Below are 25,772 nucleotides of genomic sequence, written 5' to 3'. Positions count from 1 at the left end.
CCGCTGTCACGTGCCTGGGTAGAGGACATGGAGCACCAGGACCGGGGGGGTTGCGTCCCCGCTTTGAACCGGAAGTGATGGGGTTCAAGGGTATGTCAGACGACGGAGGGCCTTTTTACGTCATAGGGGTCCCAGCCGAGCTTCCAAAAAGCCTCGAGCCCTTGATCGTGAATGTAACGGCGCTCGGCCTCGTGGATTGGGAAGAGGCAGCAAATGTTGATTGGTCGAGTCTCTCCAACGTTGATGTCGGCAAAATCCGCGCGCTCCAGGACGGCCGGTGCAAAGATGACGAAGGCAGTCATTGCAGAGTCGGGCGCGATCCTCTCTCCGAGATTGATCGTGTCGCCGTAGTGGAACGGGTTATCTCCACGTTGGGTCTCTCCGATGTGCCCGAGGACAAGTGGCCAGCGGAGGTCATCAGACTTTACGCTGATACAGAGCTCAGGCCTACCAAGTTGCCAGTGGGGATGGTCAGCCAAGCTGACGCCATAAGTGAATCCTGTAATCATCCCGGATTCGGGAACGTCGTCGTAGACCATCACAGTCACAGGGGGCAAATCACGAACTGCTTCGAATGGAAAGAATCGCGGCTCGATCCCACCGCTAAGACGGTCCAGGTGGGAGACGAACTGCTCGACGCGAGTGGGCACCTCGCTACCCTAGCAACATCCACTTCAGGGCGGATGTCTCGAAACCTTCCCGTCTCAAATCGCTAGAGTTATCAGACTCGTTGTAGCCCCTGATCCATCCGGGTACTGCCAAAGTCAGCTCGACAACCCGAATCGTATCCGCATGAAAGTCCGACCGAGGAGTCACTCGTTTTAGGCCGGGCTACCTTGTGCTAGTTCGCCTGGACCCGCGACGTAGACTCACCTGAGCAACTACAAATTGGGGGATGTGATGTTCGGTAAGAATCGCGCGTGCGGGATGTGCGGGCAAGCTCTGGCGGCCCACGATAGAGATGTTCGGTTCCGTCTCCCGGATCCAGTGCTAGAGAGCCCTGAACAGCACCGGGTCGAGGACAGCTGGCTGAGCGACCCTGACCCCAACAAGGCCACGCTCATGCAGATCCCGAATATCAGTCCTTTCGTCCGTGCCCTGCTTCCTATCAAGCTGCAGGGCGGGCACGAGTTCCGGTTTGGGGTCTGGATTGCCATCCACCCCGATGACCTCCAGCACGCCTGCAGGGTCTGGAACGCGCCCCAGTACGCCGACCTGAAACTTACTGGGTACCTGGCTAACAGGATCCAGCCCTGGGGTCTGTTCGCCGTGCCAGTAGATTTGGCTGTCCTCAACGTGGACCAGACGCCTTACTGTGTGTCCAGCTCGAATGAGGAGCTGAACGAGGTGCTAACCCGGGAGTGGCCACATGACATCGTGACGTCACTGCCGTGATTCAGCAACGGCGAGTCCGCCACCAATGGCCGTTCGCCGCGGTCTGCGTGATGGTGCCCTCGCTGACGCTTCTGGTGTTCGGCCTGACGCAGGTGCCAGTGATCGACCTATTGCCCGGGTACGTGGCCACCTACGTGCTAATCGGGGTGTGCATCTTCGGCCCGACCGGCAAACTCCCGTCACCGGGGCAGGCCGCGGCGTTCCTGCTTCCCGGTGCCCTGCTCGTGGTCCTGGCGCTGCTGGACCTGGGTTTTTGGTGCGGCGGCTGGCTGCTCGGGCTTCCGGCCTGGGGGCTGCTGCTGAGCCGATCGACTACGGCAAACCCGCTCCGGGCCGTGGACGTGTTGAAATTCCTTGGGCTGCTGGTGCTGGGCCTGGCGCTCTTCACGTTCAACATCATCTGGGTGATTTTCAGCCTCGGCCTACTCCTGCTCCCGATAGTCCCCCTGGTCCGACTGGCCTACCCTGAGTACCGGGCCAAGCCTCTGCAAGCGGCCGTGGAGGTACTTCTGGCCGTGGCTGCCGTCGTGATTGCCTTTGCCATTCCCACCCCCGAAGGGTCATGGTCCTCGCCCTGGGTATATGCGGGCGGGGCCGCGACGGCTGGACTCATGATCACATATTGGGCCTGGAGCCTCCCCCGCCGCTCCCGGCACCCGCAGCTCAATAACGGAGGCATCGTCTAGCCCCGGTCTCCTAACGGGGATTGGTGCTGAGGCCCTGTTTTATAACCCCTGTGTCCCGTATCCCTAGGGTTTTGAAACGCAGGGGTTTCGAGACATCGAACGGGCTCAGAGAACGAGTCGGCCGTCCTCAGCCGGAACCTGCAACGGGGCCGCCGATGGCCCTACGGCTAGGGTGAGCCTAGATGTCCTTGAACTGGTAGGCCTGCTCTAGCCGTCGGAGACCAGAATATTCTCGTGGATTTTCGTCCAGCCGGATTGCTCTAGCTCTTTGGTGTCGTACCCGTCCGTAACAAGAATGGACGCTTCCTGATCAGGTCCATAAGTTTTAAGGATTTCTCCCTCACGTGTTCCGGCACTTACGCATCCGCTGTGCCAACCCGTTGGGTTGTTCACAGGAAAGGTGCCGAGGCATGCCCGAAGCTCCTGATCGTCCTGACCGAGGAAGTATTTCTTGCCGTTCGCTTCGGCCACAAGGAGAACTTTGTCCAGCTTTGTCTCGGGACCGAAGTTAGCGCCATCAGGAAGCGCATCGTCCGGTGTAGCGACACGCTCCAGTGCTTTGAACCCCGAGGCGTCTGAGCAACTGCTGAGGACCAGTCCGGGTATGAGCACAGCGATTAGAAGTGGAAATTTGCGGTATCTGATGGCGCTGCCCCCTCAGGCTCTTCTGTAGCACGATGCTACTCTCATCCGATCTCGGCTCGATTATCTAACCCTCCATGGGACAGCCTTCGCATTCGGACTGGGAATCTTGCTTGTGCGCGGTTTGGTCTTAGCTAGACAGGTGCTCCAAAAGCCTCAGGGCTGCTAACTGAGGGTAGTCGCCCTGCGGCATTTTGGTTTGGTAATCATCCAGCCAGTAGCTCATTGCCCTTTGCTCGGTGAGGCTGAGGAACTCGGGATTTTCAACCAAGAACTTTTTGTAAGCCTCCTGGAGGCCGGGCCGGTGGGGCAGGTCGCGGTTAAGGAAGTCATACACGTCTTCCCCTACCTCGATGACGTACTCGCCGCAGAGTTGAACTACGAAGGGGATGGTCCAGGAGACGTCCGAGGCGAAGACCAGGGACAGGGCTTTTTGCCGTGCCCGCCCGTCGTGGTGCCGGGTCATCCAGCAGGCAAGGACTAGCTGTTCATCGGGTGCGAGTCGCGACATCACATGCTCTTGGGGCCAGGAGTAGTGGATGCGGTAGGGGATCTGCACAAGCTCGCCTTCGACGTAAATCTCCGGGTAATCGGCCACGTGCCAGTTTGTGTCCTGGACTAGGCAGGTAGAGGTGGAGATTTCGGGTCGATCCAAGAATCGCATTGTCCGCTGAGCGGAAGGACGGGCACTCAGAGGAATCGAACGCAGCAGTAGGGGATCTTTGAACCAGGGCTCCTTCATCCGCTCATTGAATCATTCCTGCAGGTTTCGGCGGCAAGAAACCGTGGCCAGCCGAAAAACCCTCAGTAGACAGATTTCTCTGCTGGGGCGGACTCGGTACGTAGTGGTCGGGTTGTCACAACTGCAAACACTGCTCCTGCAATCATGGCGAGCGGGAGCCACCAACTTGCAGTATTGGCTAGCGCGGAAGGTCCCAGAGCTACAAGCGGGGGAACGAGGATTCCTAATGCTCCTCCAACCCCTGCGGCAAGAGCCCGCGTAAGTCTTTTAAGTTTCTTGGTCAGGGAATGCAGGGCAAGAGAACCAGCTGCGGATCCGCCTCCAAGTACCGCTCCCGTACTGGCTCCAGATAGGAGAACCAGCGAAAGCTTGCCAGCATCGAGACCGGGGCTGCCAAGCGGCAGTAGATGTGTAATGACGGAAAGTGCAGTTCCTACTGCCACGCCGACGATGACTGTTTTGAAAAAAATGGCTGAAAGCGGCGTGGTCGTATTCCCCTCATTGATCCCCATGACGGGAGCCTACTCCTAGGTGAATCGCTGGCTTAACACCATTTTCTCTAGTAGTTCTCTTTGATTTGGCCGGAGAGGCCCGTCCGCACGTCGTCCCGATAGCCGGTCGCTGGAAGGGCACACCGCCTTGAGTTCTCGCCTTCGTGTGCCCCTGGCGGCCGGGAGCCCGTATGACCTGTCCGATTAGCCTCCCGGTCAGCGCCTCTTAATCGAGGCACCTAGGCTGTCTCATAACCCTTGTTTTTCGAGATACAGAGGTTTCGAGACACTGGTTGTCTGCCGTTCCTGCGCTTCCTCCAGGTCAACGACCCGCATGTCCGTACCTGCTTCGCGTTATTCAGTCCCCTTCGGCGATGCTTCTCATCGCTTTCCACCCGTGGGTTACTCCACCGCCGGCACGCAATGCGGTAGCAACCATGACAGCCTCCGCAATGTCGGCTTTGGAGGCTCCTGCGGTGACGGCACGCTTGGTGTGATCCTCGATGCAGAAGGGGCATTGGGTGGTAACCGCGACACCGACCGCGATGAGTTCCCGGACAAGGGGGTCAAGGCCGCCGGTCTTCTTGCCGAAAACCGCCTTGTCGAACGCAAAGAACGCGGAGACCATCTCCGGCGCGCTCTCCTTCAGATCCTTCATGTACTGGGCATCTGCTTGGTGATCATGCATTAGTTAGCCTTTCGTCGGGTGCTAGTGGCTCGGCTGGTCAACCGCAGCCACAGCGGAATTGCCACCGGCTTGTGCCGTTGGTTTGGCGGGCAGGGTGGTGGCGGCCAGTAGTGCAGCTGCTGAGAGCATGCCGGTGGCCACGGCGAGTGCACTACCGTACCCGGCGACCAGTTGAGTGGCCTCTGTTGCGCCGGGTTCGGACGTCCCGGTGACGGTTGCGGCGATGCCAGCCAGAACCGCCAGTCCCAGGGCCACCCCGATTTGCTGCGCAGAGTTGAGCAGTGCGGAGGCAATGCCGGCCTCGTGGGATGCCGTGTTGTAGACCGCGGCCTGGGTCAGGGCGATGACGCCGAGGCCGAACCCGAGGGCGAGGAAGAACATGGCCGGGGCAAGGTGCAGCCAGTAGCTCGTGTCTACCTGGATGAAGGAGAACCAGAAGGCTGCCGCCGCGCTGAGCAGGGCGCCAGCTGATGCGATGGTGCGCGGAGCCAGCTTGTTGAGCAGTTTGGGGGCAGCGCCGGCTCCGACGACTATCCCGGCAGCGAAAGGAAGCCAGCCCGCGCCGGTCTGCAAGGGGCTGTAGTGCTGTACCTGCTGGAGGTAAAGGGTGATCACATAGAAGGTGCCCATCGGCCCGACGGCCAGCAACAGCATGGACGCGTAGGCGCCGGCGCGGCCGCGGTCCCGGAACAAATTCAGTGGGACCAGCGGCGTGCGGCTGCGGGATTGCGTAGCGATGAATGCTGCAAGCAGCACCAGTGCGGCGCCGAGGAGCCCGAGCCCGATCAGGTCGGTGAAACCATCTTCACCAAAGCGGGTGATGGCATACACCAGGGCAACCATGCCGCCGGTTCCCAGCACTGCGCCCCTGATATCAAGGCTGCCCGGGTGACGCTCGGCTTCAACAAGCGTGCGGCTGCCGAGCAGCACCAGGATGCCGATGGGGATGTTGATGAAGAAGACCCACCGCCAGCCCAGGGTGTCGGTCAACACGCCCCCGAGGAGCAGGCCGATCACGATTCCGAGGCCGGACATCGCGCCGTACAGCGCCAGGGCGGCGTCCCGTGTCTTGCGCTCGGCGAAGGTGGTGGCGATCAAGGCCAGCGCGTTTGGCGCGACCAGGGCCGCTCCTAGCCCTTGGACGGCCCGGGCGCCTATGAGCGCCCCACTGTTCAGGCCGAGACCGCCGACCAGTGACGCGAGCACGAAGATAGCGAGGCCCGTTTGCAGGGCACGCCGGCGCCCGTAGAGGTCGCCGATCCGCCCGCCCAGGAGCAGCAGGGCGCCGAACGCGAGGATGTAGGCGTTCACGATCCAGGGCAGATGCACGGCGTCGATCCCGAGTTCCTGCTGGATGCTCGGCAAAGCAATATTAACGATGGAGTCGTCCAGCACCAGCATCAGCTGCGCGGCGGCTATCACCAGCAGCGGTATCAAACCCCGCCGCTGTCCTGTTTTCTCTGTCACAACATTTCCTTCAAAAATATGGGGAGGCAGCGCGGGGGCGCGCAGTGACTTTCGTCTGCTCACGCATCCCGCATGGATGCCGAAAAATTAGTTTTGGGGACAAGCTGCCGCGGCAGTGAAGGGTGCAAAGCACCCCATTGCTGCTTGGCGGTGCTGCCCAGGCCGAAGCCTCGTTCGTCGCCGTGGCCGGTGCAGCTTGTCGGGTTTCAGCACGCCTGCGCCCACGGCCTCGCCGCTGCCGGCCACGGGGAATGATGGCCTGGCACAGCGTTTCGGCCGCTCAAGTCCTGGAGCAAAAGGGAGACCGCGATTCCGCACGGTTGACTGCTGGGGAACCGCGGCGTGCTACCGGCTCAGTTGCTGATAACGGAGTAACCGGCGGAAGTGACGGCATCACGGACAGCGCCGCCGTTGACTGGACCGCTGACAACCAGACGGGAAGGGCGGCCGGGAACGAGCTCGATGGAGGTAGATTCCACACCCTCAAGCGCCGAGACAGCCTTCTCAACAGTCTGGACACAGTGCCCGCACGTTAGACCTTCAACAGTGAACTCAACGCCGCCGGTGCCAACGCGCGAGGAGGATGGTTCGGATGAGCAGCAGCCGCACCCTCCAGCCGACGAGGCGAGAGGCAGCTCAGTGCGTTTTTCAGATTCAAACACGTCAGTTTCCATTCCTTGACGAAGCATCAATGGGTGCTGGGGATGACGGCTGTAAAGGCGGGCACAGAACACCGGCCGGGACACACCATGTCACTGACAACAACCCGAATATACCCCCTGGGGGTATAGAAAGGCAAAGGCGCGAAAATACTGCCAGCTGGGGTCCTCCCACGAAGCGCCCCCTAGTGTCTCGTAACCCTAGGGTTTCGAGGCACAGAGGTTTCGGGACACCGAGCTGGAGAAAGAGTCGTCCCCCTCAGAAGGAAACCCTCTACGGGCAGTTTCCAGCACGAACATCATCTGAGTCTGTTGGCGCCCCGCTACCGGCGCGGATCTTGGCAAAGGGGTCTTTCTCCGATCGGCCCCGAGCACCTTCGGCACCGCTTTCAGGGAGGAATGAATTCCGCTCGGAACCAATATTTGACTGGACAGTCCCGAGGTGCCAGGAGCTAGCGACGCGAATACTCAGACAGTCGACTGCGTGAGCGCTGTAAAAGCACTAGGGCTAGTCGCGAAACCAGCGTTCAGTACTAACCAGTCGGCCGATTACCGCTATCAATCCAAGGCTGGAAATCACGATGAGCGGCATGTAACTGTTATAGATCCCAAGGATGAGGAAGATGAGTAGGGGCAGCGCGCTAGTAATAGCAAGAAACCTAGAACGTTCCCGGTAAGTCCAAACTTGGCCCTTTTTTGGAAAGACCATTATCTATCAGTCCCCTTAGTGTCTGTGAAGAAGCGGTAGCAGCCGGCCGCTTTCAACGCGTCCTGTTGCGGGGCCTGTCAGGTTCCATGGCTTGAGCGTAGCCATATCCTAGGACTGAAGGAAGAAGTGGATATTCCAATATGCGCCCGCGCTCTCCCGTCTGGGATCCAGGGGAGGAACCTCTGATGGGTTATCAAAGCCCTGCCGTCTCAAATCCCTAGGGATTTGAGGCGCTGAGGTTATGAGACAAGGGGTTCAGCTTGTTCGAGAGGATCCGCATATCGGTTTCATTGCGGAATAGCTGAACTGGCGCTTCGGTTCTGCTGCAGCTTTAGGCTGGGAAACACAACAATTCTGCTTGGGGGGTAGAAATGACGAAGCGTGGATGTTTGCTAGAAGTCGCCGTATCAACGCTTTTGGTGGCGGTCCCGCTCACGGCGTGTGCGCCGCAGGACCAACCGCGAGGCGAGAACTTACGAACTTTCAGTTCTATCGATGAGGCTTACGTTGCCGTCAATGAGATCCTGGGCTGTGAAGCTGATCCTGCTGGCGAACCGATCGTTCCGATAGGTGACGGTGTTCCGCTGACGTCAGCACAGAAACTGTGCTTTGAGAATGTCCAGTTAGACCTTTACCCGGATCAAAAGGCCCTTCAGGAAAGCTACCGGCTCTTGTCTGACTCGAATCAGGGCAAGATCCATCTCGTACACGGCATGAATTGGATGGTCGTCGACTTCAGCCGCCTGGGAAGTGGACAACCTTCAACCTGGAACGCCGAACGACTTGCGAAGGAGCTGAACGGCGAATACGCCAGCGTAGGCACATAGCGGGAACCTCCCCGCACCCTTGCAGGGACCCACATGACAGGCGGCACTAATAAAGATTCCGGCGCCCTTGGGCCGCAAACTGTTTTTGAGGCGCCCAGTGCAGGATCCTTTACCGGCCGCCGGCACCGTCGCAGGCAAGCTGTTTCTAAACCCTAGGGTTTCGAGGCGGCAAGGTTTCGAGACACCGAATGGGCTAGCTGCTTCCACCCTCCGGGAATCGGGTATGTGGTGGAGCGGGGCCGAGACCGATCCAACGAAGGCTGTCCTGTATTCATAGGTGCGGTTAGGGTTTGGGCATGCGTGATGACGAATTCGGGTCTGAGCACAGAAAGACTCCGCCGTATCCAAGGATGCGTCTGTTTGTCACGGTCCTGTATCTGGTAGGGGCAGCGATCTGGACGGGCTTAGCGCTCTCGTCAAAAGGAGAGGCCCAGATTTGGTCTTATCTCCTCGTCGCTATATTCCTCTGCCTGGCCGCCATCAACTTTTTCTCGAGCAGAAAGTTGCTCAAGCGCAACGAGGGCCCAGGTGTAGGCCTACGACAGCGCTGAAAGCTACTGGTCAAACCGGTTGTGTAACCTTCACCGAGACATCGACGGTTCAGCTATGGCTTAGGGAATCAGCTTCACTAGCAGCGCGATCTCTTTCGGCCTGCTTAGCCGCAAGGATGCCATCTCGTGTCGCCGCCCGGATTACTCCATAGAGGACGTAAAAGAAGATGGCCGCGAAAACGACCGGCAAGACGATATCCATGATTCTTCCCCCAAAGATTTATCTGCCCAGAAGGACCATGCCAGCCTACTGCAGGAGCAAGCTCGTGGCCTGGTTAGCTTCCGAGGGGAACCCTTTACGGCACTGTTTCCGGGATTTGATTGGAACCCACGGAATGCTTCGGTGTGGAGTGGCGGTAGATACCATCACAAGCATGACGACTTGTTCTGTGTTGCGCTGCTCTGAGGCACCTACTGGCGCGTTCGAGTTGATCCCAGGGTCCCGGAGGGAAGCTCCTGTTTGCGACGGACATCGGGCCGCTTTGCAGCAGGGAGCGAGTTGGATGCTGCACGGTGGCACGGGTGTCGAGGATCCTTGCATTCTGATGGGAGAAGACCTCCCTCAGAACCGCATGGATGGGTTCGGCGTTAGCCGGACGGTAGGAGATGTGCCGGGCTTCGCCATTGAAGTAAATATCGAAACCCCCGAAGGGCAACAGCAAGTCTCCTTCTGGACGACGGCAGAGGTCGGCAAACGGCTGGGATCATTCCTGACGAACCCGCCGGCGAAAGATTGAAAGCTTGCTTCCCCTATCCTTCAAGGCCCCTGTAGCGGTCGGTTGGTCCCGCCGGGCCGGCACATATGGTGTTGGTATGGAAGCTATGACCGGTGCGAATCATGTTCCCTCCTAGAGCCAGAAGGGAATTCCCCCGACGGGCAACCGGCCTGTCATAAACCAACCTTGTACGGGACGGTTGGTCTTGTTGGCATTCAGATCGTGGTGACACTAAGAACTTGTGCGTTGTGTAGGCCTTAGTGGTCGTGCGCGTGCTGCCTTTATGATGCTGCAGTGGGGGGAAAAATGCGCCGGCCAGTTTCTGTGTCACGTAGGCCGATTTACGTTGAGGTTGGCATTCGGGCCGCAATGGATCGGGCGTGGAAGCTTAGCCAGGACCCGGATTTGCACCCTCGATGGGATTTGCGGTTCTCCCGAATCACCCCGGTTGAGCAAGACGACCAGGGACTTCTTCATTTCCGTTATGAGTTCCGCCTTCCCCTATATGTCATCCAAGGAACGGGTGCATCCCTAGGGCACCGGTTCCGGCCCGATGGGCAGGCCACCTCGGTTTTGAAATTCGACACTGCTGACCCTTTGTCACCCATCGGGCCTGGCTCCGGTTATTGGCGCTATATCCCAACAGAGGACGGTCTTCGGTTCATAACGGGGTACAACTATCAGCGGGAATGGGTGCTCTCGGAAGGGCCCTGGACTCCTGGGTCTTCCGCCCCGCCTTGGGGTGGGCGACGGCAATAAGCTTTGACCGCCTGAGAATGTGGGCGGAGTCTGAAGTTGAGCCCAGCGACTCCCGCAACCACTGGTTGATCGATGCCGCAGCCAGGTCATGCGGCGTTCTCACCGCCTGCGTCCTGTTCCGCCGCGCCCTGGCGGGACGAACCGCCGGCCCCGCAGCACTCGGCCTGACAGTAGGGGCGGCCTCATTGATGCTGCCACCCCACTGGACCGTACCCCGCGCAAGACGCTGCCTGCGGCAGGCGCCCGACTCGCGGTCCGGGCGTGCCCCGTCAGCACTTGCTGATCTGCCTGAACCAGCCACACCTGGTCTGAGCGCCAACCCGGGAGGGCAGGAATAACCGTGGCGTCAATATTTGAGTTAGCACTCGGCGATGACTTCCACCGTCTGCACCCAATGCTGCAGAAGCGCTTTGGCGTTGACACGGAAGCAGGCTACGCGTGCGTGGGACGCGGGACCTTCTCCGAAGTCCGCCGTGGGGCGTGGTGGACAGTCCCGTTTCTGCAGCTGGGGGCGTACCGCAACATACTCTTTCCCGACCAGGGAAAGAACATTCCTTTCACGATCGAGAACTACCCATACATCGATGGCTTCGGCCGGCCTACCGTCACCTTCGTCAGGACTCTGGAACTAACCAACTCCAAACGTCGCCGCTTCGACGCGACCATGGTGCACAGCAACGATACCGGCGGCATTGTCGACTACCTCGGCACCCACCAGCACGTTGCTACTGACTTGGCTTTGGAGGTCATGGCTGACGGGTCACTACATCTGCAGTCAGCGGCACAGCGGTTCTACGAAGGCTTCGCGGCATTCGAGTTTCCCGCCGTCTGCACAGGCACGGCAGACCTCTACGAGAGCTTTGATGATGCCCGAGGCGTGTTCACAATCCAGATGCAGGTCCGGAACCCTATCCTCGGGTTTCTCTTCGGGTACCGCGGCGAGTTCACGTGCACCTATCCGGCCCTCCAAGACGGTGGAATCCCCGAGCACCTCAAACCTGTGAGAGAAGAACGCCGCGAATAAGAGACCGTCACCGAACGATAAATGAGACGGCTGGCATATTGCCGCGGGTGAACAGCTCAGGAAAGTCGCCGTCCGTTCGCTTGTGCTTGGCGATCTCCAGCACCAGCAAACCTTGAAGGGGAACCTTCAGTGAAACAAGAACCGTGTAGTCGTCTTATTGGGGTGCCTTATCCACAATTCGGTAGTCGATGGCGGTGTGGCCCATAACTTCGTTAGAGCCGAAGCCGAAGGCTGCGTACGTCATGATCCTTCGTTCGCCTATGACCAGGCCCGTGGCCGGGTCAATGATCATTTCCGCTCTTTGTCCTGCACGAAGAGGTTCTGTGCGGCCTATGGCTATGCCCACCTTGCCGTCGAAGTTCGTCTGTTCGCTGGCAGTTACGCCTGGAATCAGGGCCAAGGCCTCATAAAGACCTGCACGGAGTTCAGCGGGGACGAGTCCCAGCCTCAGAAGGTCAGTAATACGGACAAAGTTGTCCTCATCGCGGGAGGCAGAACCGCCCTGATATTGGGCGTTGAAGTGGTCGTACAACGCCTGCCCATCGCGTGGCAGGGCATCCAGCTCTTCGTCACTTAGCGGTGTCCAAGGACCTCCATAAAAGTGCCCGTCCTCAGCCCGGATTACACCGTCATCCACGGGGGCGGGGCCCACGTCTCCCCAGTCCCGGTCGAGCACCCATTCCTCGTCACGGTTGCCGGGGACATAGACGTCGATGGTCTGTGCATTCATCCTCGTACTCATGTTTCCGGACGTGTCCTGGCTGGTGAAACTCCAATTGGCGTGTGTGTGGACCAGTAGGTATTCGCCCGGTTTGGCTACCGGATCCACAAACGTCATAGATTGCACTGCCGCAGCGCGCAGAACCCCAGCGGCGTGGGCGCTTTGAGCAGTGATGCTGATCTGCCCAACGACAAGGACCCCCACGGCAGCCGTAGCGGTGGCCAGCAGGACACGCCTGGCGATGGGACGAGGCGCCGGTGCGCCCTTGAATTGCAAGCGGGAATCTGAATTCCCGGAGCTGCGCGGGAATCCGGCCACGCGCCCCCAATGACGCCTGGCTGGGCGGGTACCGAGACGTTCGATGGATCCGCCGACGGCGATGTGCGTGACATCGGTATCCATGACTGCCAGGCTTCTCGCCCGGCTACGGGCCAGCTCATCGTTAGTTATGGTCAGGGCTGGGTCAGTTGCTTTCAAGCCTCGAATGACGGATTTTTCGTTCTGACTCATCGCTGTGCTTCCTCTGACTCTCGCTCTGTCTGAAGTAGTTTGCTTAGTTCTTTCCGGGCCCGGTGCAGACGCATCCTGATCGCGGTCGCGCTGACATTGAGCAGGTCCGATACCTCGCTGGAAGTGAAACCGTCCCAGTAAGTCAGGAGCAGCACTTCACGGTCGTCGGGCTTGAGCCGGTCCACCGCCTCCCGGACGGTTGTTTCCGCAACCTCGTCGTGAGTGCGTTGCCCCTCTAGATGCTGGAGGAGGTTTGCAGAGCGTGCGGCTGAACGCCGGTGGTTCCGGAGGACGTTTCCGGCGATGCCGAAGACCACCAAAACCGACAGGTCCTCGTGTTGACGGGATATTTCCCAGGCAATCCGGAAGACTTCCGCGGAAAGGTCTTCGGCCGTAGCCGGGTCCTCCGTTCGGCGCCGGAAATAACGATACACACGGTCATGACAAGCCGCATGAGCCGCCAGGAACCGCTTCTGCCTGCCCGAATCCACGCGATCCCCTTGGTCTGTCTGCAAGCTCATACCCCGTTAATGTCCGGCAGCCCCGAAAGTGTAACGAGAATCAGAAAAAAATTTGGGATCGAGCCGCACGCCATCGGCAGCAATGGGCCTCTAGCCTGCGCCGTCGTCTTCTCATTGGCTGGCAGTCTCGTCACACAGGGGGCGAACTAAGGCCAAGGGCTGTGCCCTGCTGCGCTTTTCGAGGAACGCCAAGCGGTCAGTCTGAGACACGGTTCGGTCCATGAGCTTCCCCGGCCTATGAGGCGCGGATGAGAAAGTAGTAAATGGCGAATGCCACCCCTACCGTGACGGTGAAAACTCCGTACTGCCGTGCTTTCCGCTCTTTTCGCCGCTGATACTGAGCCGTCTCATCATCGGGCAAGAAGAAGTTAGTTTTCGCTCCGAGCCTTGTGAGAGGGCCGGAGGCAAAGATCATGGTGAGGCCGAGTAAAACAATAAGTGAAACCAATGGAACTGCTTCGATGCTGATCACGTCCAATCAGGAGTCAAGGGCCTCAGCCCGGCACGACGTTGCACTCACCATAACCGGCCGGTTTTATGGGCAACCCATATCGGGACAAGTCGCGCCGGGATACATCCGCATTTGGCAGCAGCCCGCAAATTGCTAACCGTACTGCGCCAGGACGCGAACAACGAAGGCAGAAAAATGTTCTCGCCGGGCGAGCAAAGGCAGCGTGGGCTTACCGCCTTTTGGACTTCATAAGCATAAGGAAGTTAGCCACTGCCAGGGTAAGTGACATGACAACCAGGGCACCGTGCAGGAAGTTCAATTGTCCTCCGCTACGGATGACAAATGACAACCACAGTACGAACGACGCGGACCAGAGGATTGTCTGGAACAGGAGCCACTTGGGACTTTGCGCCGGCGGTTTTTTCCCAGGTTCGGTCAAGCCTGCCCTGTCTGTCATGCGCAGCCACATGTTGCGAGAACCGGGCTCTGTCATTCGGCAAGTATTGCAGTGGCACCGGCGCTCAAGGAAGCCCCAAGAGTCCAGGGAAGCACGTAGCGGCAACCCTCAATGGAACCCTCTACGAGACAGTTTCGCGCAAATGCTGATTCCGAGCCGATGAATGGCGGCAGGATTGTCTGACTCGGGATAGTAGAGACGAGAATCCTCTCAGGTGGCACTTGCGGGCGCCACCATCATTCGAATGAAGGGCAGCTCCGATGACAAACTACAACGCCTACGAAGAGGCTCTTCATGACCTGCTGGAGCTTCGTTTCCCGGTGGGCAGCGTCCTGGAACGTCTGTCGAAAATTCAAGCTCCGGGCGAGACAAAGCCCGTGATCCTCACGTTGCGAGGGCTTCGGCAGGTGTTGGACCTCCATGCTGCCGGATGTCTGGACGACGAATCCATTGAGCGCTGGGCCGAGGCCGTCCATACTCTTGACGATATTGAACTTGCCGATGTCGAGCGAGCTTTTCTTGCGGAAGCGCTGTTCGAATTGTCGAGCCCAGAACTCTTCGGACCCATTTCACAGATTGTCAGTGAGCTGCGCATGAAAGTTAAGGGAAGCGGCGGGGTCTGAAGTAGGGGCCCCGAGTTCTCTATCAGCTAACCACTTTCGGAACCGTCCGATCTCATAGTCCACTGTTCTTGGCCCTTATGCATCGTGCTCGGCCTAGTACCACCGGATCCACCGTGAGAGGCTCGACAATACGCTTCATCGAATCCACCTAGGAGTGAATCAATGAGCACGGGACGATGGGTTCTTATTGCACTAGCTACAGTGATTCTTGTTATCGCTGTCGCCCTCATCCTTCAGGGATCCGCCTATATGTGGTTCACCGCCGCAGCTATGATTATCCTCATTTTCACCACCTTGCGCGGAGGCCAAAAGGCGAAGAATCAAGATAGACGTTGAGGGTGACCGAAGGGAAGCTCCAACGGGACGTGAACAACAGCCGCCCGTGTGGGAAACCAATGACTCACAGCTCTGAACGCCTTCTTTGGCGAATCGTATGGACAGCCCGGATGACCATGTACAGGCAAGCTGCAGTCATCAGGAAATAGGCATACATCCGCCAGGAAGCGTCGTCTGAAAACAACTCCATTAGTCCGAAAGCCCCCCACATCAAAGTTCCAATCCCCGCAAACACGAGCATTACTCGGGGCGCTTCAAGCGGTTTCATGGCCTCTCCAGATTTGGTCAATTAGCCCGTAATTTGCCTTCCATAACTGGGCCAAGGCTACATTCATCGCGCTACTCGGCCTAGTGCAAGAAACACAAATTAGTAGACCCAGTACGTGAAAGAAGCCCCTGCTCCCGGTGGTCGGCTCCGGAAGAGGATTGTCCGCACGTCGTCCCGTAAGCCGGTCGGTCACCGCACGGCTGGTTTGAAAGATCAGGCGTGGCGAGGTCCTCCTTACTGATTCCCATATGACCTGCCCGATTTATCACTCAGTGAAGGTCCCCCGACTGGAGCCAGCAAACCGTCTCGTAACCCTTGGGAAACGAGACGTCTCAACGAGTGCAGAGGCGTTTGACCTGCACCGTCGCAGATTTTCTGCAGAATTCGGGACGTGCCATCGCATGGGCAATTCTCATAACTATGTCTCGAAACAAACTGGTCGAATCCGCGTAGCAGCTGTTAGTTATGAGACACCGAAAATATGCCAACCCAGGAGGGAACAATCCCGGACTGCAGCTGGCTGGGCGCATCGGGATTAGGGACGGCGGCCATGAACTCTCCAAAGCGGATGTAGAACTCTTCCACACGGTGATCGGGCACGTGGACGGTAACAGGAATAGTCACTCGGACTCCAAGGGGGTTGTAACTGAGGTTTACGCTTTTTACGGACGCTGTTCGATGATTGCAGGCGATTTTGGTCGAGGATGGCGGTCGGGCATGCCTTACGACCTTCAGTGTTGCGCGCGGACTAGCCGGTGAGTGCGGCGATATCCCCGAATTCCACTTTCACCGGACACCCAGCTGCCTCTGAATACCTGCGCTCAAGGCTGGCGACGTCCGAAGTGGCCCCGACTAATTCATCCAGCGTGACGGTCAGGTGCGACGCATCAGGCGACACCGAGGTGATGTTCACGGCAGGGTCTGAGGCCAACAGCTCGCTGGCAAATTGGTTGAGTTTCCCTGGAGAACAAGCGGTTGGCTGCACTGAAATGTCTGCTCTTGGGAACTGGGCCAGTAGGTCCCGTAGCTTCGTGCCCACCGGGCCGTGCCAATGGACGATAATTCGGTTCCCCTCGATCACTTCGACTGAGGCGAACTGTGCATCCCCTGCCAGCTCCCGGCTCAGCGTGCTGGCCGTATAAGAGGTTGCTCCGTCCGCCGGCCCAACTTCGGGGCTGACCAGTGAACTAGCAGGAGGTTGCATTGGTGTCGGCTGATAAGTGGACGGCTGCGCGGCTTCACCGCCCGGACCTCCAGACCCCGTTCCGACGCAGGACGTAGCGAAAAGAGAAAGACTGAGTAGGACAACCGTTAGGGGCCAAATCAACTTTGAACCTTCATTTCGCACGGCCACACCTCATGCTATTGATCAATCTGTAATGGAGCTACCCACCGCTGCGCCATTGGGGAACCATCTACGCGACGTACTCCAGCGTTTTTCCAGGAGGCAGCGTCATATCGCTTGTGGCGGCTCCGTAGCCCTCCGGGTTACTGCGAAAACTGTTGGACCGCGGTCGGTATGAACCCTAGGGTGCTAACCAGTGCCAGTGTGGCTATGCCGTACCCAACTGCGAGGGCAGCGATCGCCAGGCCTTTGCCTCGCTCGCCTCTGAGTTGGATTTGATTCAGGGCAACGTGTCCGGCGCCCACTGCAAAAACAGCAAGAACCGCAACTCCAAAAACCCAAAACCCCGATGCTGCCATGACTGCAAAAACAATCGCTGCAAGGGCCAGTTTGTTCAGCCGACCGCTAGATGCACGGGTCGGCTCTGTAGGTGTGCTCATGTGGTCCCCCAACCTAGAAATGAATTTGAGTCTAGCTGGGCCCAGTCTCTGCAATGAGCAGGACGTGAGCCGGTCGGGACGCCGAGCACTTAGCTCCGGGGCCTTTTCGAATAATCGTTGTGCCCAGCCCTCAGCGCCCGGCACCGGCTTTAGTAGACCCTCTACAAAATAGAGGCACTCGCACCGCAGTAACGTCGGCAGTACATTAGATTCCGCTTGTACAACCCCGACAGGACTGCCATGAGCAACACCGACACTGCCGTCAAAAACACCTTGAACACCGGGCGCCGCCGCTGGAACGCCACCGACCTTGGGCTGATCGCCGTCTTCGCCGCCCTCGTCGCCGGCGCAGCGCTGGTGCCCGGACTGGCCGTCAACGGCTTCGGCGTGCCCATCACCTTCCAGACCCTTGCCGTGATGCTCACCGGCCTGGTGCTGGGCCCCGGAAGGGGCTTCGCCGCCGTCGGACTCTACGTCCTGCTAGGCCTCGCCGGCCTGCCCATCTTCAGTCAGGGCCGCAGCGGCCTGGGCATCCTTGCCGGCCCTTCCGCCGGTTACATCATCGCCTTCCCCATCGCCGCGGGCGTCGTGGGATGGCTGGCCACGGTGGTCATCCGCCGCACCACCAAAGCCCGGGCCCTGTGGCTGTTCCTGTCCGCAACCGTCACCAGTGTTGTGTTTGTGCACTCACTGGGCCTCGCGGGCATCGCCCTGAATACGAAGGCCACCCTCGAACAGGCCTTCCTGAGCGACGTCGTCTTCTACCCGGGAGACATCATCAAGAACATCCTGGCAGCAGTCATCGCCGTCGCACTCCACCGCGCCTTCCCGGACATCCTGGTGCGCCGCGTCCGGCGGAGCGCCACCCAGCCTGCGAAGGCCTGAGGACCGTCCCATGCCCGCAGTGACCTTTGACCAGGTAACCGTCGCCGTCGAGAGGGACCACGCCCCGGAGCCCAAAGTCCTCCTTAACGAGGTCAACCTCCGGCTCGAGGAACGACGGATCGGCGTTATCGGCGCCAACGGCTCCGGGAAGTCCACGCTGCTGCGCCTGGTCAACGGCCTCGTCCAGCCCACGGCGGGCACCGTCTCCGTCGACGGCGACGATACCGTCCGTGCCGTCCGCAAAGTGCGGCGGAACGTCGGCTTTGTCTTCACCGATCCCCTGTCCCAGCTGGTGATGCCCACAGGCCGGGAGGACGTGGAATTGTCACTCCGGCGCGGTGTCAAGAACGGCGCCGAGCGGCGGAACAAGGCTGAAGCCGCGCTTGAAGGTTTGGGGCTCCAGCACCTGGCGGACCAGAGCATCTATGAGCTCTCCGGCGGCGAACGCCAGCTCATGGCGCTCGCCGCCGTGCTCGCGGTAAACCCATCGGTCCTGGTCCTGGACGAGCCGTCCACCCTCCTTGACCTGCGCAACCGTGAGCTCCTCCGCCGGACCCTGTCCGGGCTCGACCAGCAGATCATCATGTCCACCCATGACCTCGACCTCGCCCTGGAAATGGACCGGGTGCTGGTCATCGAACAGGGAGAAGTTTCGTTCGACGGCGGCCCGGCGGAGGCCGTGGCAGCATACCGGGCCTTGTGCATGGACGGCTTTCAAGCGCGGGGACCGGTCAACCAATGAGGGGCCACGGCTTCCTCCTGGCCAACTATGTGCCGGGCAACTCCCTCATTCACCGGTCACCGCTGGCGCTGAAGTTCCTCCTGGTCTTCAGTTGCGGGCTGGCCTCGTTCATCATCGTTGACTGGCGGGTTTCGCTGGCAGTACTGGGCGGTCTTGCCGGCCTCTTCCTGCTGGCAGGCGCCGGCCTGAAACGCCTCTGGACTGCCGTCCGCCCGCTCGCCGCCGTCCTGCTGGTCATCGGACTCTTCCAGTGGTGGCAGCTCGGAGCACCTACCGCTGCCCGGATCGTACTGAATATCCTCGTTTGTGTGGTGGCGGCGTCGCTGCTGACCGCCACCACACCGGTGCAGAGCCTGCTGGACGGAGTGGTCAAAGCGGCCACCCCCTTCCGGCGGTTCGGCGCCGACCCCGAGCGGTTTGCCCTCACCATCGGCATCATGCTGCGGAGCATCCCCTACATCGCGGGCACGTTCGCCGACGTCCGTGATTCCGCCCGGGCACGGGGGCTGGAGCGCAATCCCCGCGCCCTGATCCTGCCGGTATTCATCACGTCCGTGGCCTTCGCCCGGCAGACGGGCGAGGCGCTCGCCGCCCGTGGACTGGGCGACGCCGAAGACTAGGCTCCCGGGAGAGCGCCCTGAAGGCGTTCGTATTGCAGCAAGGCGGCGGTACCCATTCCGCCGGCGATGCTGATCATTGCCAGCGCCAGGCTCCCGGGCGTTCCGGTCCTCCGCGCCTGGGCCAGCAGGCGGGTCACCAGGACAGCGCCGGACGCTCCGTATGCGTGCCCTAACGCCAGCGCGCCGCCGTCGAGATTCACCCGCTCGGCGTCAATCGTCAACTCGTCAAGGCAGGCAAGCGTCTGGGACGCGAAGGCCTCGTTGAATTCCACCAGGTCCAGCTCATCCGCTTCCACTCCCGCGGCCGCCAACACGCTGCGGGCAGCAGCGGCGGCGCCGACGCCCAGCAGCTCGGGATCCACGCCCGCCGTCCCCGTGCCGAGCACCAGCAGACCGTCAGTGGCGCCCGCTTCCCGGGCCCGCTGCAGGGAAGTGATAACGACGGCGGATGCAGCGTCAGCGTCGAAGCAGGAGTTTCCGGCGGTGACAGTTCCCCCGTCCACAAAAGCGGGCGGGAACCGCGCCATTACCGCCGCGCCCAAGCCCCGCCGCGGCCCATCGTCCGTAGCAACAGTACCGGCAGCTGTCTCCAGCGGGACCAGCTCGCCGTCGAAATGTCCGGCTTCCGCGGCGGCAAGAGCCAAGCGGTGGCTGCGCAGCGCAAACACATCCTGGCGGGCCCTGGTGACGCCAAACTTGCGCGCCACGCTCTCCGCGGCCACGCCCATGTCCGGGTCTCCGAAGCTGTCCGGCACAAACTGTGCCCGAGCGTAAAACTCCGGCCCGCCGTCGTCGTTGCGGTGCGCCCGCAGGGGCGCGGTGCTGGTGCTTTCCACTCCCCCGGCCAGATACAGGGGGTTGCCGCCGGCTGCCACCAGCCCGGCGGCGAGGACGATCGCGTCCAGGCCGGAGCCGCACTGGCGGTCAACAGTGAGGCCGGGGACCGTAACCGGCAGGCCGGCCTCCAGCAATGCAAGCCGGGCCACGTTTCCGCCGCCGCCCACCGCGTTCCCAATCACCACATCCGTGACGGCGCCCGGATCCATTCCCGGGCCCGCCACGAGCTCGCGCAGGACGGGCACCAACAGCTTGTGTGCACGCATCTGCCGCAACGCTCCGTTGGTGCGGCATACCGGGGTGCGGCGGGCCGCAATGATGACGGGCTGGCGGTCCGGCGGAAGGAGCTCAGCCGCCAAGGTTCCGGATCCTCTGGTCCCCCGAGCTGATCCAGTCCAGCAGCAGGTTCCGGCTGATCTTGCCCCGGTCCGTAATCGGGAGTTCGGTGACAGCGTAGTACTGCAGCGGCCACTTGTCGCGGGCCAGGATATTATCCAGGCCCGCCCGCAGCTGGGTGGCAGTAACAGCGCCGGCGGACGGGACAACCCCCGCAACCACCCGCTGTCCCCGCAGGTCATCCGGCATCCCGGCCGCCACAGCGGCTGCAACGCCGGGCACCGCGGCCAGCGCCAGTTCCACCTCGTGCGGGTACACGTTCTTGCCGGCAGTGAGGATCATGTCCGAGCGGCGCCCCAGGATGTGGAGCTCCCCCGCCTCCAGGTAGCCCTGGTCCCCCACGGTGAACCATCCGTCGAAGGACCTCAACGCTTGGCCGTCGTCACCCCAGAGGTAGCCATTGCTGACCATGGCGCTCCGCACGCAGATGTTGCCGGCAGCCCCGTCCGGAAGGGCGTTGCCCGAGTCATCGAGGATCCTGACATCCACGCCGGGAAAGGGACGCCCAATGCCCGTCCCGCCCACGGACGCCTCTTCGCCCGCAGCCAGGCCGGCCCCGGACACAAAGCTCAGCTCAGAAGCGCCGTAGTACTCGTAGATGGTGGCGTTCGGGGCCCAGCGTCTCGCAGCTTCGAGGGTCCGCGCATCGAGTTTGGAGCCGGCACAGATAATGCTGCGAATACCGGATGCGTCCACGCATCCAGTCAATCCGCGCTCGCTCAGTATCCTCAGCATCGTGGGCACCAGCACCAGCCTGGTGACCCGGTCGTACGAAATGGCTGCGTGGACGGCGCCGACGTCGAAGGTGTCTAGGGTCTGGAATTCTGACCCTGCGTAGAGGCACTCGGCCAGGGCATAGAGGTTGAGGCTGGCAGCCAGCGGCCCCGGCGCCAGGGTGACATCGTCCTGGCGGAGCCCGAAGAACTCGATGGACGCGTCGAAGGACTCCTGCCAGGACCGGCGGGACCGGGTGAAGGCCTTCGGGACGGAGGTGGTGCCGGACGTCAGGCCGATGAGGAACGTCGATTCCAGCGCACCGTCCGCAAGTACATCGTCCGGGGACACCGCAGCGGGCTGCGCCGATGACTCGATGCGGCGGACGACGTCTTCCTGCAGCGGAGCAGGCCAGGTGGGGTCGAGGACGGCGCACTGCCGCCCTCCGGCCAGCGCAGCGGCGAACTTAACGGCGAAGCGGACGGAGTTGGCTTCACAGAGTGCGGTGACGGCCTTCGTTTCGGCCACCAGGGCAGCGGAGGAATCACGGAGCTCCGCCCACGTGAGGTGTTGACCCGCGACTACGACGGCGGTGTCGTGCGGCCGTTCGTCGGCCCAGCGCTGGAGTCTGTTGAGGAAAGGCATCGGATCAACTTTACCGGCCGGCACGGATTGAGCTTCGGGTCCGCGGGTAATGTGACTTTATGAGTTTCAACGACAATGTGCAGCTGGATCCTTCGCAGGTCCAGGACCGGCGCGGCATGGGCCGCGGAGTGAAGGTTGGCGGTGGCATCGGCGGCGGGCTCATCCTGCTCATCGCTGCGCTCCTGGGCGTCAATCCGCAGTTGCTGGAAGGACTGGCAGGAGCAGGGCAGGCGCCGCAAAGCCAGGGCACCGCCCCGGCCTGCGATAGGGGGGCGGATGCTGATGCCCGGGTGGACTGCCGCATCACCGGCACCGTCAACAGCCTGAACGCGTTCTGGCCCGCCTATCTGCAGCAGTACAACGTGCAGTACCCGCGGCCGACCACAGTGATCTTCGAGCAGGGGGTCAATACAGGTTGTGGCGCGGCTTCCAGCGCTGTTGGCCCGTTCTACTGCCCGGCCGACACCACCGCCTACTTCGATCCCGGCTTCTTCCAGGAGCTCGTGGACCGGTTCGGTTCCTCGGGCGGTCCGCTGGCGCAGGAGTATGTGGTGGCCCACGAGTTTGGGCACCACATCCAGAACGTGCTCGGGAACCTGGACCAGGCACAGCAGGACCCGCAGGGCCCGGAGTCCGGCGCTGTCCGCGTTGAGCTTCAGGCCGACTGCTACGCGGGGCTGTGGGCCAAACACGCCTCAACCCAGCCCGGCCCGGCAGGCGAGCCGTTCCTGGAGACGCTCACCCAGCAGGACCTGAACGACGCACTGTCCGCCGCTTCGGCCGTCGGCGACGACCGGATCCAGGAGGCAGCAACCGGGCGGGTTTCCCCCGAGGCCTGGACCCACGGCTCCAGCGAGCAGCGCCAGCGGTGGTTCTACAAGGGCTACGAGACCGGCGACATCAACCAGTGCGACACTTTCTCGGCGCCCACGCTCTAACTCCTGATGCTTCTGCATTAGAGACGACGACGACGGCGGGTCACCTTCCCGGGGAAGGTGACCCGCCGTCGTCGTACTCTATTTAGATGTTGAAGCCGAGGGCCCGCATCTGGTCCTTGCCGTCGTCGGTGATCCGTTCCGGACCCCATGGCGGCATCCAGACCCAGTTCAGGCGCCAGTCGTCAACAACGCCGTCCAGGGCCTGGCCCACCTGCTCCTCGAGGACATCGGTGAGCGGGCAGGCGGCGGTGGTCAGGGTCATGTCGATCAGCAGCGCGCCGTCGTCATCGGAGTACTTCAGGCCGTAGAGCAGGCCGAGGTCCACAATGTTGACGCCGAGCTCCGGGTCGATGACATCCTTCAGCGCCTCTTCGATGTCCTCGAGGCTCGTGCGGGACGCGTCGATTTCGGTCATGGCGAAAGTCCTTACTAGGCCTGTGCGGCGACGGGTGCAGCGGCGGCGCCGGCGCCCTTCGCGTAGCGGTCGTAGCCTTCTTCTTCCAGGCGGTCGGCCAGCTCGGGGCCGCCTTCCTCAACAACCTGGCCGTCCACGAACACGTGCACGAAGTCCGGCTTGATGTAGCGCAGGATCCGCGTGTAGTGGGTGATGAGCAGCGTGCCCATCTTGCCTTCGGCGTGGGCACGGTTGACGCCCTCGGACACAACCTTCAGCGCGTCAACGTCCAGGCCGGAGTCGGTCTCGTCCAGGATGGCGAACTTGGGCTTGAAAAGTTCCAGCTGCAGGATTTCCACGCGCTTCTTCTCGCCGCCGGAGAAGCCTTCGTTCACGTTGCGCTGTGCGAAGTCGGCGTCGATGCGGAGCTGCTCCATGGCAGCCTTGACGTCCTTGGTCCAGGTGCGCAGCTTGGGGGCTTCGCCGTCGATCGCGGTCTTGGCCGTGCGCAGGAAGTTGGTCATGCTGACGCCGGGGACCTCCACCGGGTACTGCATGGCCAGGAAGACACCGGCGCGGGCGCGCTCGTCAACGCTCATTTCCAGGACGTCTTCGCCGTCAAGGGTGATGGAGCCGCTGGTCACGTTGTAACGCGGGTGGCCGGCGATGGTGGAGGCCAGCGTGGACTTGCCGGAGCCGTTGGGGCCCATGATGGCGTGGGTTTCGCCGGTCCGGATGGTCAGGCTGACGCCCTTCAGGATTTCCTTGGTGCCCTGCTCCGTCTCAATGCTGACGTGCAGGTCCTTGATCTCAAGAGTAGACATGTGTCTTGTTCTCCTCTGCACCGTGCCTGGCGGCTGCGGTGCGGTCTCTGTCTGGAAGTTGGTTCGTAATTCTGTGGTGCTAGCTGAAGTTGGGGGCTTCGGCGCCGTTGAGGATGTTGGTGAAGTCCACATAGACCTCATCACCCCGGATCTCGACGGCGAAGACCGGAACGGGATCATAGGCCGGCAGCTGCAGCGGTTCCCCGCTGCGCAGGTCGAACTGGGAGCCGTGGCCCCAGCATTCGATGGCGCAGCCCTCCACCTCGCCCTCGGACAGGGAAATGTCCGCGTGCGAGCAGGTGTCACCGATTGCGTGGATCTCCCCCATGGAGTCCTTGACGATCGCCACAGGGTAGTCGTCGATCAGGATCCGCAGTGCCTGCTTCAGCTGGATTTCATCCACCTTGCAGACAAGCTCGCCCTTTGGCTGGTCAGTCATGTTTAAGCCCGTGCCCCGTTACCTCTAGTTGTCCGTCAGTGCGAGTTCATGCTCAACAGCCTCGGTCAGCCGCTCCTCGATGGAGGGGACCTTGATCTGCTGGATGATCTCGTTCAGGAAGCCGCGGACCACCAGGCGGCGGGCAACCGATTCCGGGATGCCGCGGGCCATCAGGTAGAAGAGGTGCTCGTCATCCATCCGGCCGGTGGCGCTGGCGTGGCCGGCACCCTCGATCAGTCCGGTCTCGATTTCGAGGTTGGGCACGGAATCGGCGCGGGCGCCGTCGGTCAGCAGCAGGTTGCGGTTGGCCTCGTAGGTGTCGGTGCCCTCTGCTTCCTTGCGGATCAGGACGTCACCAACCCAGACGGCGTGCGCGTTGCGGCCCTGCAGTGCGCCCTTATAGAGCACGTTGGACTTGCAGTTGGGCACCGCGTGGTCCACGAACAGGCGCTGCTCCAGGTGCTGGCCGGCGTCGGCGAAGTACAGGCCAAACAGCTCAGCCTCGCCGCCGGGGGCGGTGAAGCGTGCCGACGGCGTGACGCGGACCAGGTCCCCGCCGAGGCTGACCATGACGTGCTTGAGCTTGGCGTCGCGGCCGATCTTTGCCTGCTGGGAGGAGGCGTGGACGGCGTCGTCGTTCCATTCCTGGAGGGAGACAACCGTCAGGCTGGCACCGTCTTCCACGATGATCTCAACGTTCTCCGATACAACGGCGGATCCCCTGTGGTTCAGGACCACAACTGCCTTGGAGAACTTTTCCGCCACGATGACCAGGTGCTGGGCTGCTGCCTCGAGGGACGTGCCTTCGATGTCGACGGAGATCTCCGTCAGGGCTTCGAACTCAGCCGGGATGGTGACGACGGTGGCTCCGGCGAAGTTTTCCCAGGCGTTGGCTGACACGCGGTCCTCGGGGATACCGGCGGTACCAATCCGCTGGTCGTCACGGTTGACGCTTTCCACGGTGACCTGCTCGGGACCGGTGACCACCACGGTGGGTGCGGCGCCGGCGAGGACCTCGGAGTGCAGGCCGCGGAGGCGCTTCAGCGGGGTGAAGCGCCAGTCTTCCTCCATGCCGGTGAGCGGCTTGAAGTCGGCAAGCTTGTAGGAGGTCAGCCGGCCGGCCCGTGAGCTGTCCGGGATGCCGACGCCGCCGCCGTGGGAGTGGCTCTTGGCCGAAGCACCCGCAAGCGGTGCTTTGGAGCCGGCGTTGATCGGCGAGAGGCTCTCGCCTTCTTCGGTGAAGCCGTCGATGAACGGCTGGGCTGAGGGCGCGCCGATGCGTGCCTTTTCAGTAGTGATTTCAGTCATCG

Annotated in this window: 25 protein-coding genes; 10 read left to right on the top strand and 15 right to left on the bottom strand. The window is 61.3% G+C overall.

Annotated features, from left to right (window positions below; genetic code table 11):
* Window positions 1-95: 95 nt before the first annotated feature.
* Window positions 96-650 (bottom strand): suppressor of fused domain protein, encoded by a 555-nt coding sequence (locus G6R19_RS06870; RefSeq protein WP_163163608.1) that lies wholly within the window; start codon window positions 648-650, stop codon window positions 96-98.
* A gap of 250 nt (window positions 651-900) precedes the next feature.
* Here G6R19_RS06870 and G6R19_RS06865 point away from each other — a divergent pair, with 250 nt between their 5' ends.
* Together G6R19_RS06865 and G6R19_RS06860 are read left to right on the top strand one after the other, a co-directional pair.
* The gene (locus G6R19_RS06865; protein WP_346010077.1) at window positions 901-1,395 is read left to right on the top strand and encodes a DUF2199 domain-containing protein; all 495 of its coding nucleotides are present in this window, start codon (window positions 901-903) and stop codon (window positions 1,393-1,395) included.
* Complete coding sequence (locus tag G6R19_RS06860) at window positions 1,392-2,081, top strand: hypothetical protein (protein ID WP_163163604.1); 690 nt, start codon at window positions 1,392-1,394, stop codon at window positions 2,079-2,081. The genes G6R19_RS06865 and G6R19_RS06860 overlap by 4 nt, the downstream gene beginning before the upstream one ends.
* Window positions 2,082-2,288: 207 nt before the next feature.
* Here G6R19_RS06860 and G6R19_RS20370 read toward each other — a convergent pair whose 3' ends face one another.
* The 4 genes from G6R19_RS20370 to G6R19_RS06840 form a co-directional block, all read right to left on the bottom strand.
* Window positions 2,289-2,552: a hypothetical protein gene (locus tag G6R19_RS20370; protein ID WP_240341786.1), complete on the bottom strand. Its 264-nt coding sequence runs from the start codon at window positions 2,550-2,552 to the stop codon at window positions 2,289-2,291.
* A gap of 301 nt (window positions 2,553-2,853) precedes the next feature.
* Entirely contained in the window at window positions 2,854-3,378 is a 525-nt protein-coding gene (locus G6R19_RS06850; RefSeq protein WP_163163602.1) for a hypothetical protein, read from the bottom strand.
* Between the two features lie 936 nt (window positions 3,379-4,314).
* Window positions 4,315-4,644, bottom strand: coding sequence for a carboxymuconolactone decarboxylase family protein (locus G6R19_RS06845; RefSeq protein WP_163163600.1), 330 nt, complete (start codon window positions 4,642-4,644; stop codon window positions 4,315-4,317).
* A gap of 21 nt (window positions 4,645-4,665) precedes the next feature.
* Window positions 4,666-6,111, bottom strand: a complete 1,446-nt coding sequence (locus G6R19_RS06840) for an MFS transporter (RefSeq protein ID WP_240341785.1) — start codon at window positions 6,109-6,111, stop codon at window positions 4,666-4,668.
* Window positions 6,112-7,868: 1,757 nt separating this feature from the next.
* Between G6R19_RS06840 and G6R19_RS06830 the strand changes: the two genes are divergently transcribed.
* The 3 genes from G6R19_RS06830 (at window position 7,869) to G6R19_RS06820 (ending at window position 11,356) form a co-directional block, all read left to right on the top strand.
* Window positions 7,869-8,306 (top strand): hypothetical protein, encoded by a 438-nt coding sequence (locus G6R19_RS06830; protein ID WP_163163596.1) that lies wholly within the window; start codon window positions 7,869-7,871, stop codon window positions 8,304-8,306.
* Between the two features lie 1,096 nt (window positions 8,307-9,402).
* Window positions 9,403-9,594 (top strand): hypothetical protein, encoded by a 192-nt coding sequence (locus G6R19_RS06825; protein ID WP_163163594.1) that lies wholly within the window; start codon window positions 9,403-9,405, stop codon window positions 9,592-9,594.
* A 1,078-nt stretch (window positions 9,595-10,672) separates the two neighbouring features.
* Entirely contained in the window at window positions 10,673-11,356 is a 684-nt protein-coding gene (locus G6R19_RS06820; RefSeq protein WP_163163592.1) for a DUF4166 domain-containing protein, read from the top strand.
* A 154-nt stretch (window positions 11,357-11,510) separates the two neighbouring features.
* On the opposite strand, the gene G6R19_RS06815 is transcribed toward G6R19_RS06820, so the two are convergent.
* From G6R19_RS06815 to G6R19_RS06805, 3 genes are all read right to left on the bottom strand, one after another.
* Window positions 11,511-12,479 carry a hypothetical protein gene (locus G6R19_RS06815; RefSeq protein WP_163163590.1) on the bottom strand — a complete coding sequence of 323 codons (969 nt, stop codon included), beginning with the start codon at window positions 12,477-12,479 and terminating at the stop codon, window positions 11,511-11,513.
* 104 nt (window positions 12,480-12,583) lie between these two features.
* Window positions 12,584-13,108 carry an RNA polymerase sigma factor gene (locus G6R19_RS06810; RefSeq protein WP_163163588.1) on the bottom strand — a complete coding sequence of 175 codons (525 nt, stop codon included), beginning with the start codon at window positions 13,106-13,108 and terminating at the stop codon, window positions 12,584-12,586.
* A gap of 235 nt (window positions 13,109-13,343) precedes the next feature.
* Entirely contained in the window at window positions 13,344-13,580 is a 237-nt protein-coding gene (locus tag G6R19_RS06805; RefSeq protein WP_163163586.1) for a hypothetical protein, read from the bottom strand.
* Between the two features lie 696 nt (window positions 13,581-14,276).
* On the opposite strand from G6R19_RS06805, the gene G6R19_RS06800 reads away from it, so the two are divergent.
* Window positions 14,277-14,639 carry a hypothetical protein gene (locus tag G6R19_RS06800; protein ID WP_163163584.1) on the top strand — a complete coding sequence of 121 codons (363 nt, stop codon included), beginning with the start codon at window positions 14,277-14,279 and terminating at the stop codon, window positions 14,637-14,639.
* A gap of 1,063 nt (window positions 14,640-15,702) precedes the next feature.
* On the opposite strand, the gene G6R19_RS06795 is transcribed toward G6R19_RS06800, so the two are convergent.
* Complete coding sequence (locus G6R19_RS06795) at window positions 15,703-15,867, bottom strand: hypothetical protein (RefSeq protein ID WP_163163582.1); 165 nt, start codon at window positions 15,865-15,867, stop codon at window positions 15,703-15,705.
* Window positions 15,868-17,268: 1,401 nt separating this feature from the next.
* Between G6R19_RS06795 and G6R19_RS06785 the strand changes: the two genes are divergently transcribed.
* From G6R19_RS06785 to G6R19_RS06775, 3 genes are read left to right on the top strand one after another with little or no spacing between them, the layout of a single operon-like run.
* A complete protein-coding gene (locus tag G6R19_RS06785; RefSeq protein WP_163163578.1) occupies window positions 17,269-17,913 on the top strand; it encodes a biotin transporter BioY in 645 nt (214 codons plus the stop codon).
* Between the two features lie 10 nt (window positions 17,914-17,923).
* Window positions 17,924-18,655, top strand: a complete 732-nt coding sequence (locus G6R19_RS06780; protein WP_163163576.1) for an ABC transporter ATP-binding protein — start codon at window positions 17,924-17,926, stop codon at window positions 18,653-18,655.
* Window positions 18,652-19,275, top strand: a complete 624-nt coding sequence (locus tag G6R19_RS06775) for an energy-coupling factor transporter transmembrane protein EcfT (protein WP_163163574.1) — start codon at window positions 18,652-18,654, stop codon at window positions 19,273-19,275. The genes G6R19_RS06780 and G6R19_RS06775 overlap by 4 nt, the downstream gene beginning before the upstream one ends.
* Here the strand turns inward: G6R19_RS06775 and G6R19_RS06770 are convergent.
* Together G6R19_RS06770 and G6R19_RS06765 are read right to left on the bottom strand one after the other, a co-directional pair.
* Entirely contained in the window at window positions 19,272-20,471 is a 1,200-nt protein-coding gene (locus G6R19_RS06770; RefSeq protein ID WP_163163572.1) for a thiolase family protein, read from the bottom strand. The two genes, G6R19_RS06775 and G6R19_RS06770, sit on opposite strands and share 4 nt — an antisense overlap.
* A complete protein-coding gene (locus tag G6R19_RS06765) occupies window positions 20,461-21,867 on the bottom strand; it encodes an AMP-binding protein (RefSeq protein WP_163163570.1) in 1,407 nt (468 codons plus the stop codon). The genes G6R19_RS06770 and G6R19_RS06765 overlap by 11 nt, the downstream gene beginning before the upstream one ends.
* 59 nt (window positions 21,868-21,926) lie before the next feature.
* Here G6R19_RS06765 and G6R19_RS06760 point away from each other — a divergent pair, with 59 nt between their 5' ends.
* Complete coding sequence (locus G6R19_RS06760) at window positions 21,927-22,805, top strand: neutral zinc metallopeptidase (RefSeq protein ID WP_163163568.1); 879 nt, start codon at window positions 21,927-21,929, stop codon at window positions 22,803-22,805.
* 82 nt (window positions 22,806-22,887) lie between these two features.
* Here the strand turns inward: G6R19_RS06760 and G6R19_RS06755 are convergent, their stop codons facing one another.
* The 4 genes from G6R19_RS06755 to sufD all read right to left on the bottom strand — a co-directional run bounded on the left by G6R19_RS06755 (window position 22,888) and on the right by sufD (window position 25,770).
* On the bottom strand, window positions 22,888-23,220 hold the full coding sequence (locus G6R19_RS06755; RefSeq protein WP_163163566.1) for a metal-sulfur cluster assembly factor: 333 nt from the start codon (window positions 23,218-23,220) through the stop codon (window positions 22,888-22,890).
* A 14-nt stretch (window positions 23,221-23,234) separates the two neighbouring features.
* Window positions 23,235-24,023, bottom strand: coding sequence for a Fe-S cluster assembly ATPase SufC (gene sufC, locus G6R19_RS06750; protein WP_163163564.1), 789 nt, complete (start codon window positions 24,021-24,023; stop codon window positions 23,235-23,237).
* A gap of 79 nt (window positions 24,024-24,102) precedes the next feature.
* The gene (locus G6R19_RS06745) at window positions 24,103-24,462 is read right to left on the bottom strand and encodes a non-heme iron oxygenase ferredoxin subunit (RefSeq protein ID WP_163163562.1); all 360 of its coding nucleotides are present in this window, start codon (window positions 24,460-24,462) and stop codon (window positions 24,103-24,105) included.
* A gap of 24 nt (window positions 24,463-24,486) precedes the next feature.
* Complete coding sequence (gene sufD, locus G6R19_RS06740) at window positions 24,487-25,770, bottom strand: Fe-S cluster assembly protein SufD (RefSeq protein ID WP_163163560.1); 1,284 nt, start codon at window positions 25,768-25,770, stop codon at window positions 24,487-24,489.
* Window positions 25,771-25,772: the final 2 nt, after the last annotated feature.

The sequence above is a fragment of the Arthrobacter sp. Alg241-R88 genome (genome assembly GCF_900537115.1).
Taxonomy (GTDB): domain Bacteria; phylum Actinomycetota; class Actinomycetes; order Actinomycetales; family Micrococcaceae; genus Arthrobacter.
The sequence above is the reverse complement of the archived record's forward strand: the minus strand, read 5'-3'. Positions and strand labels throughout refer to the sequence as shown.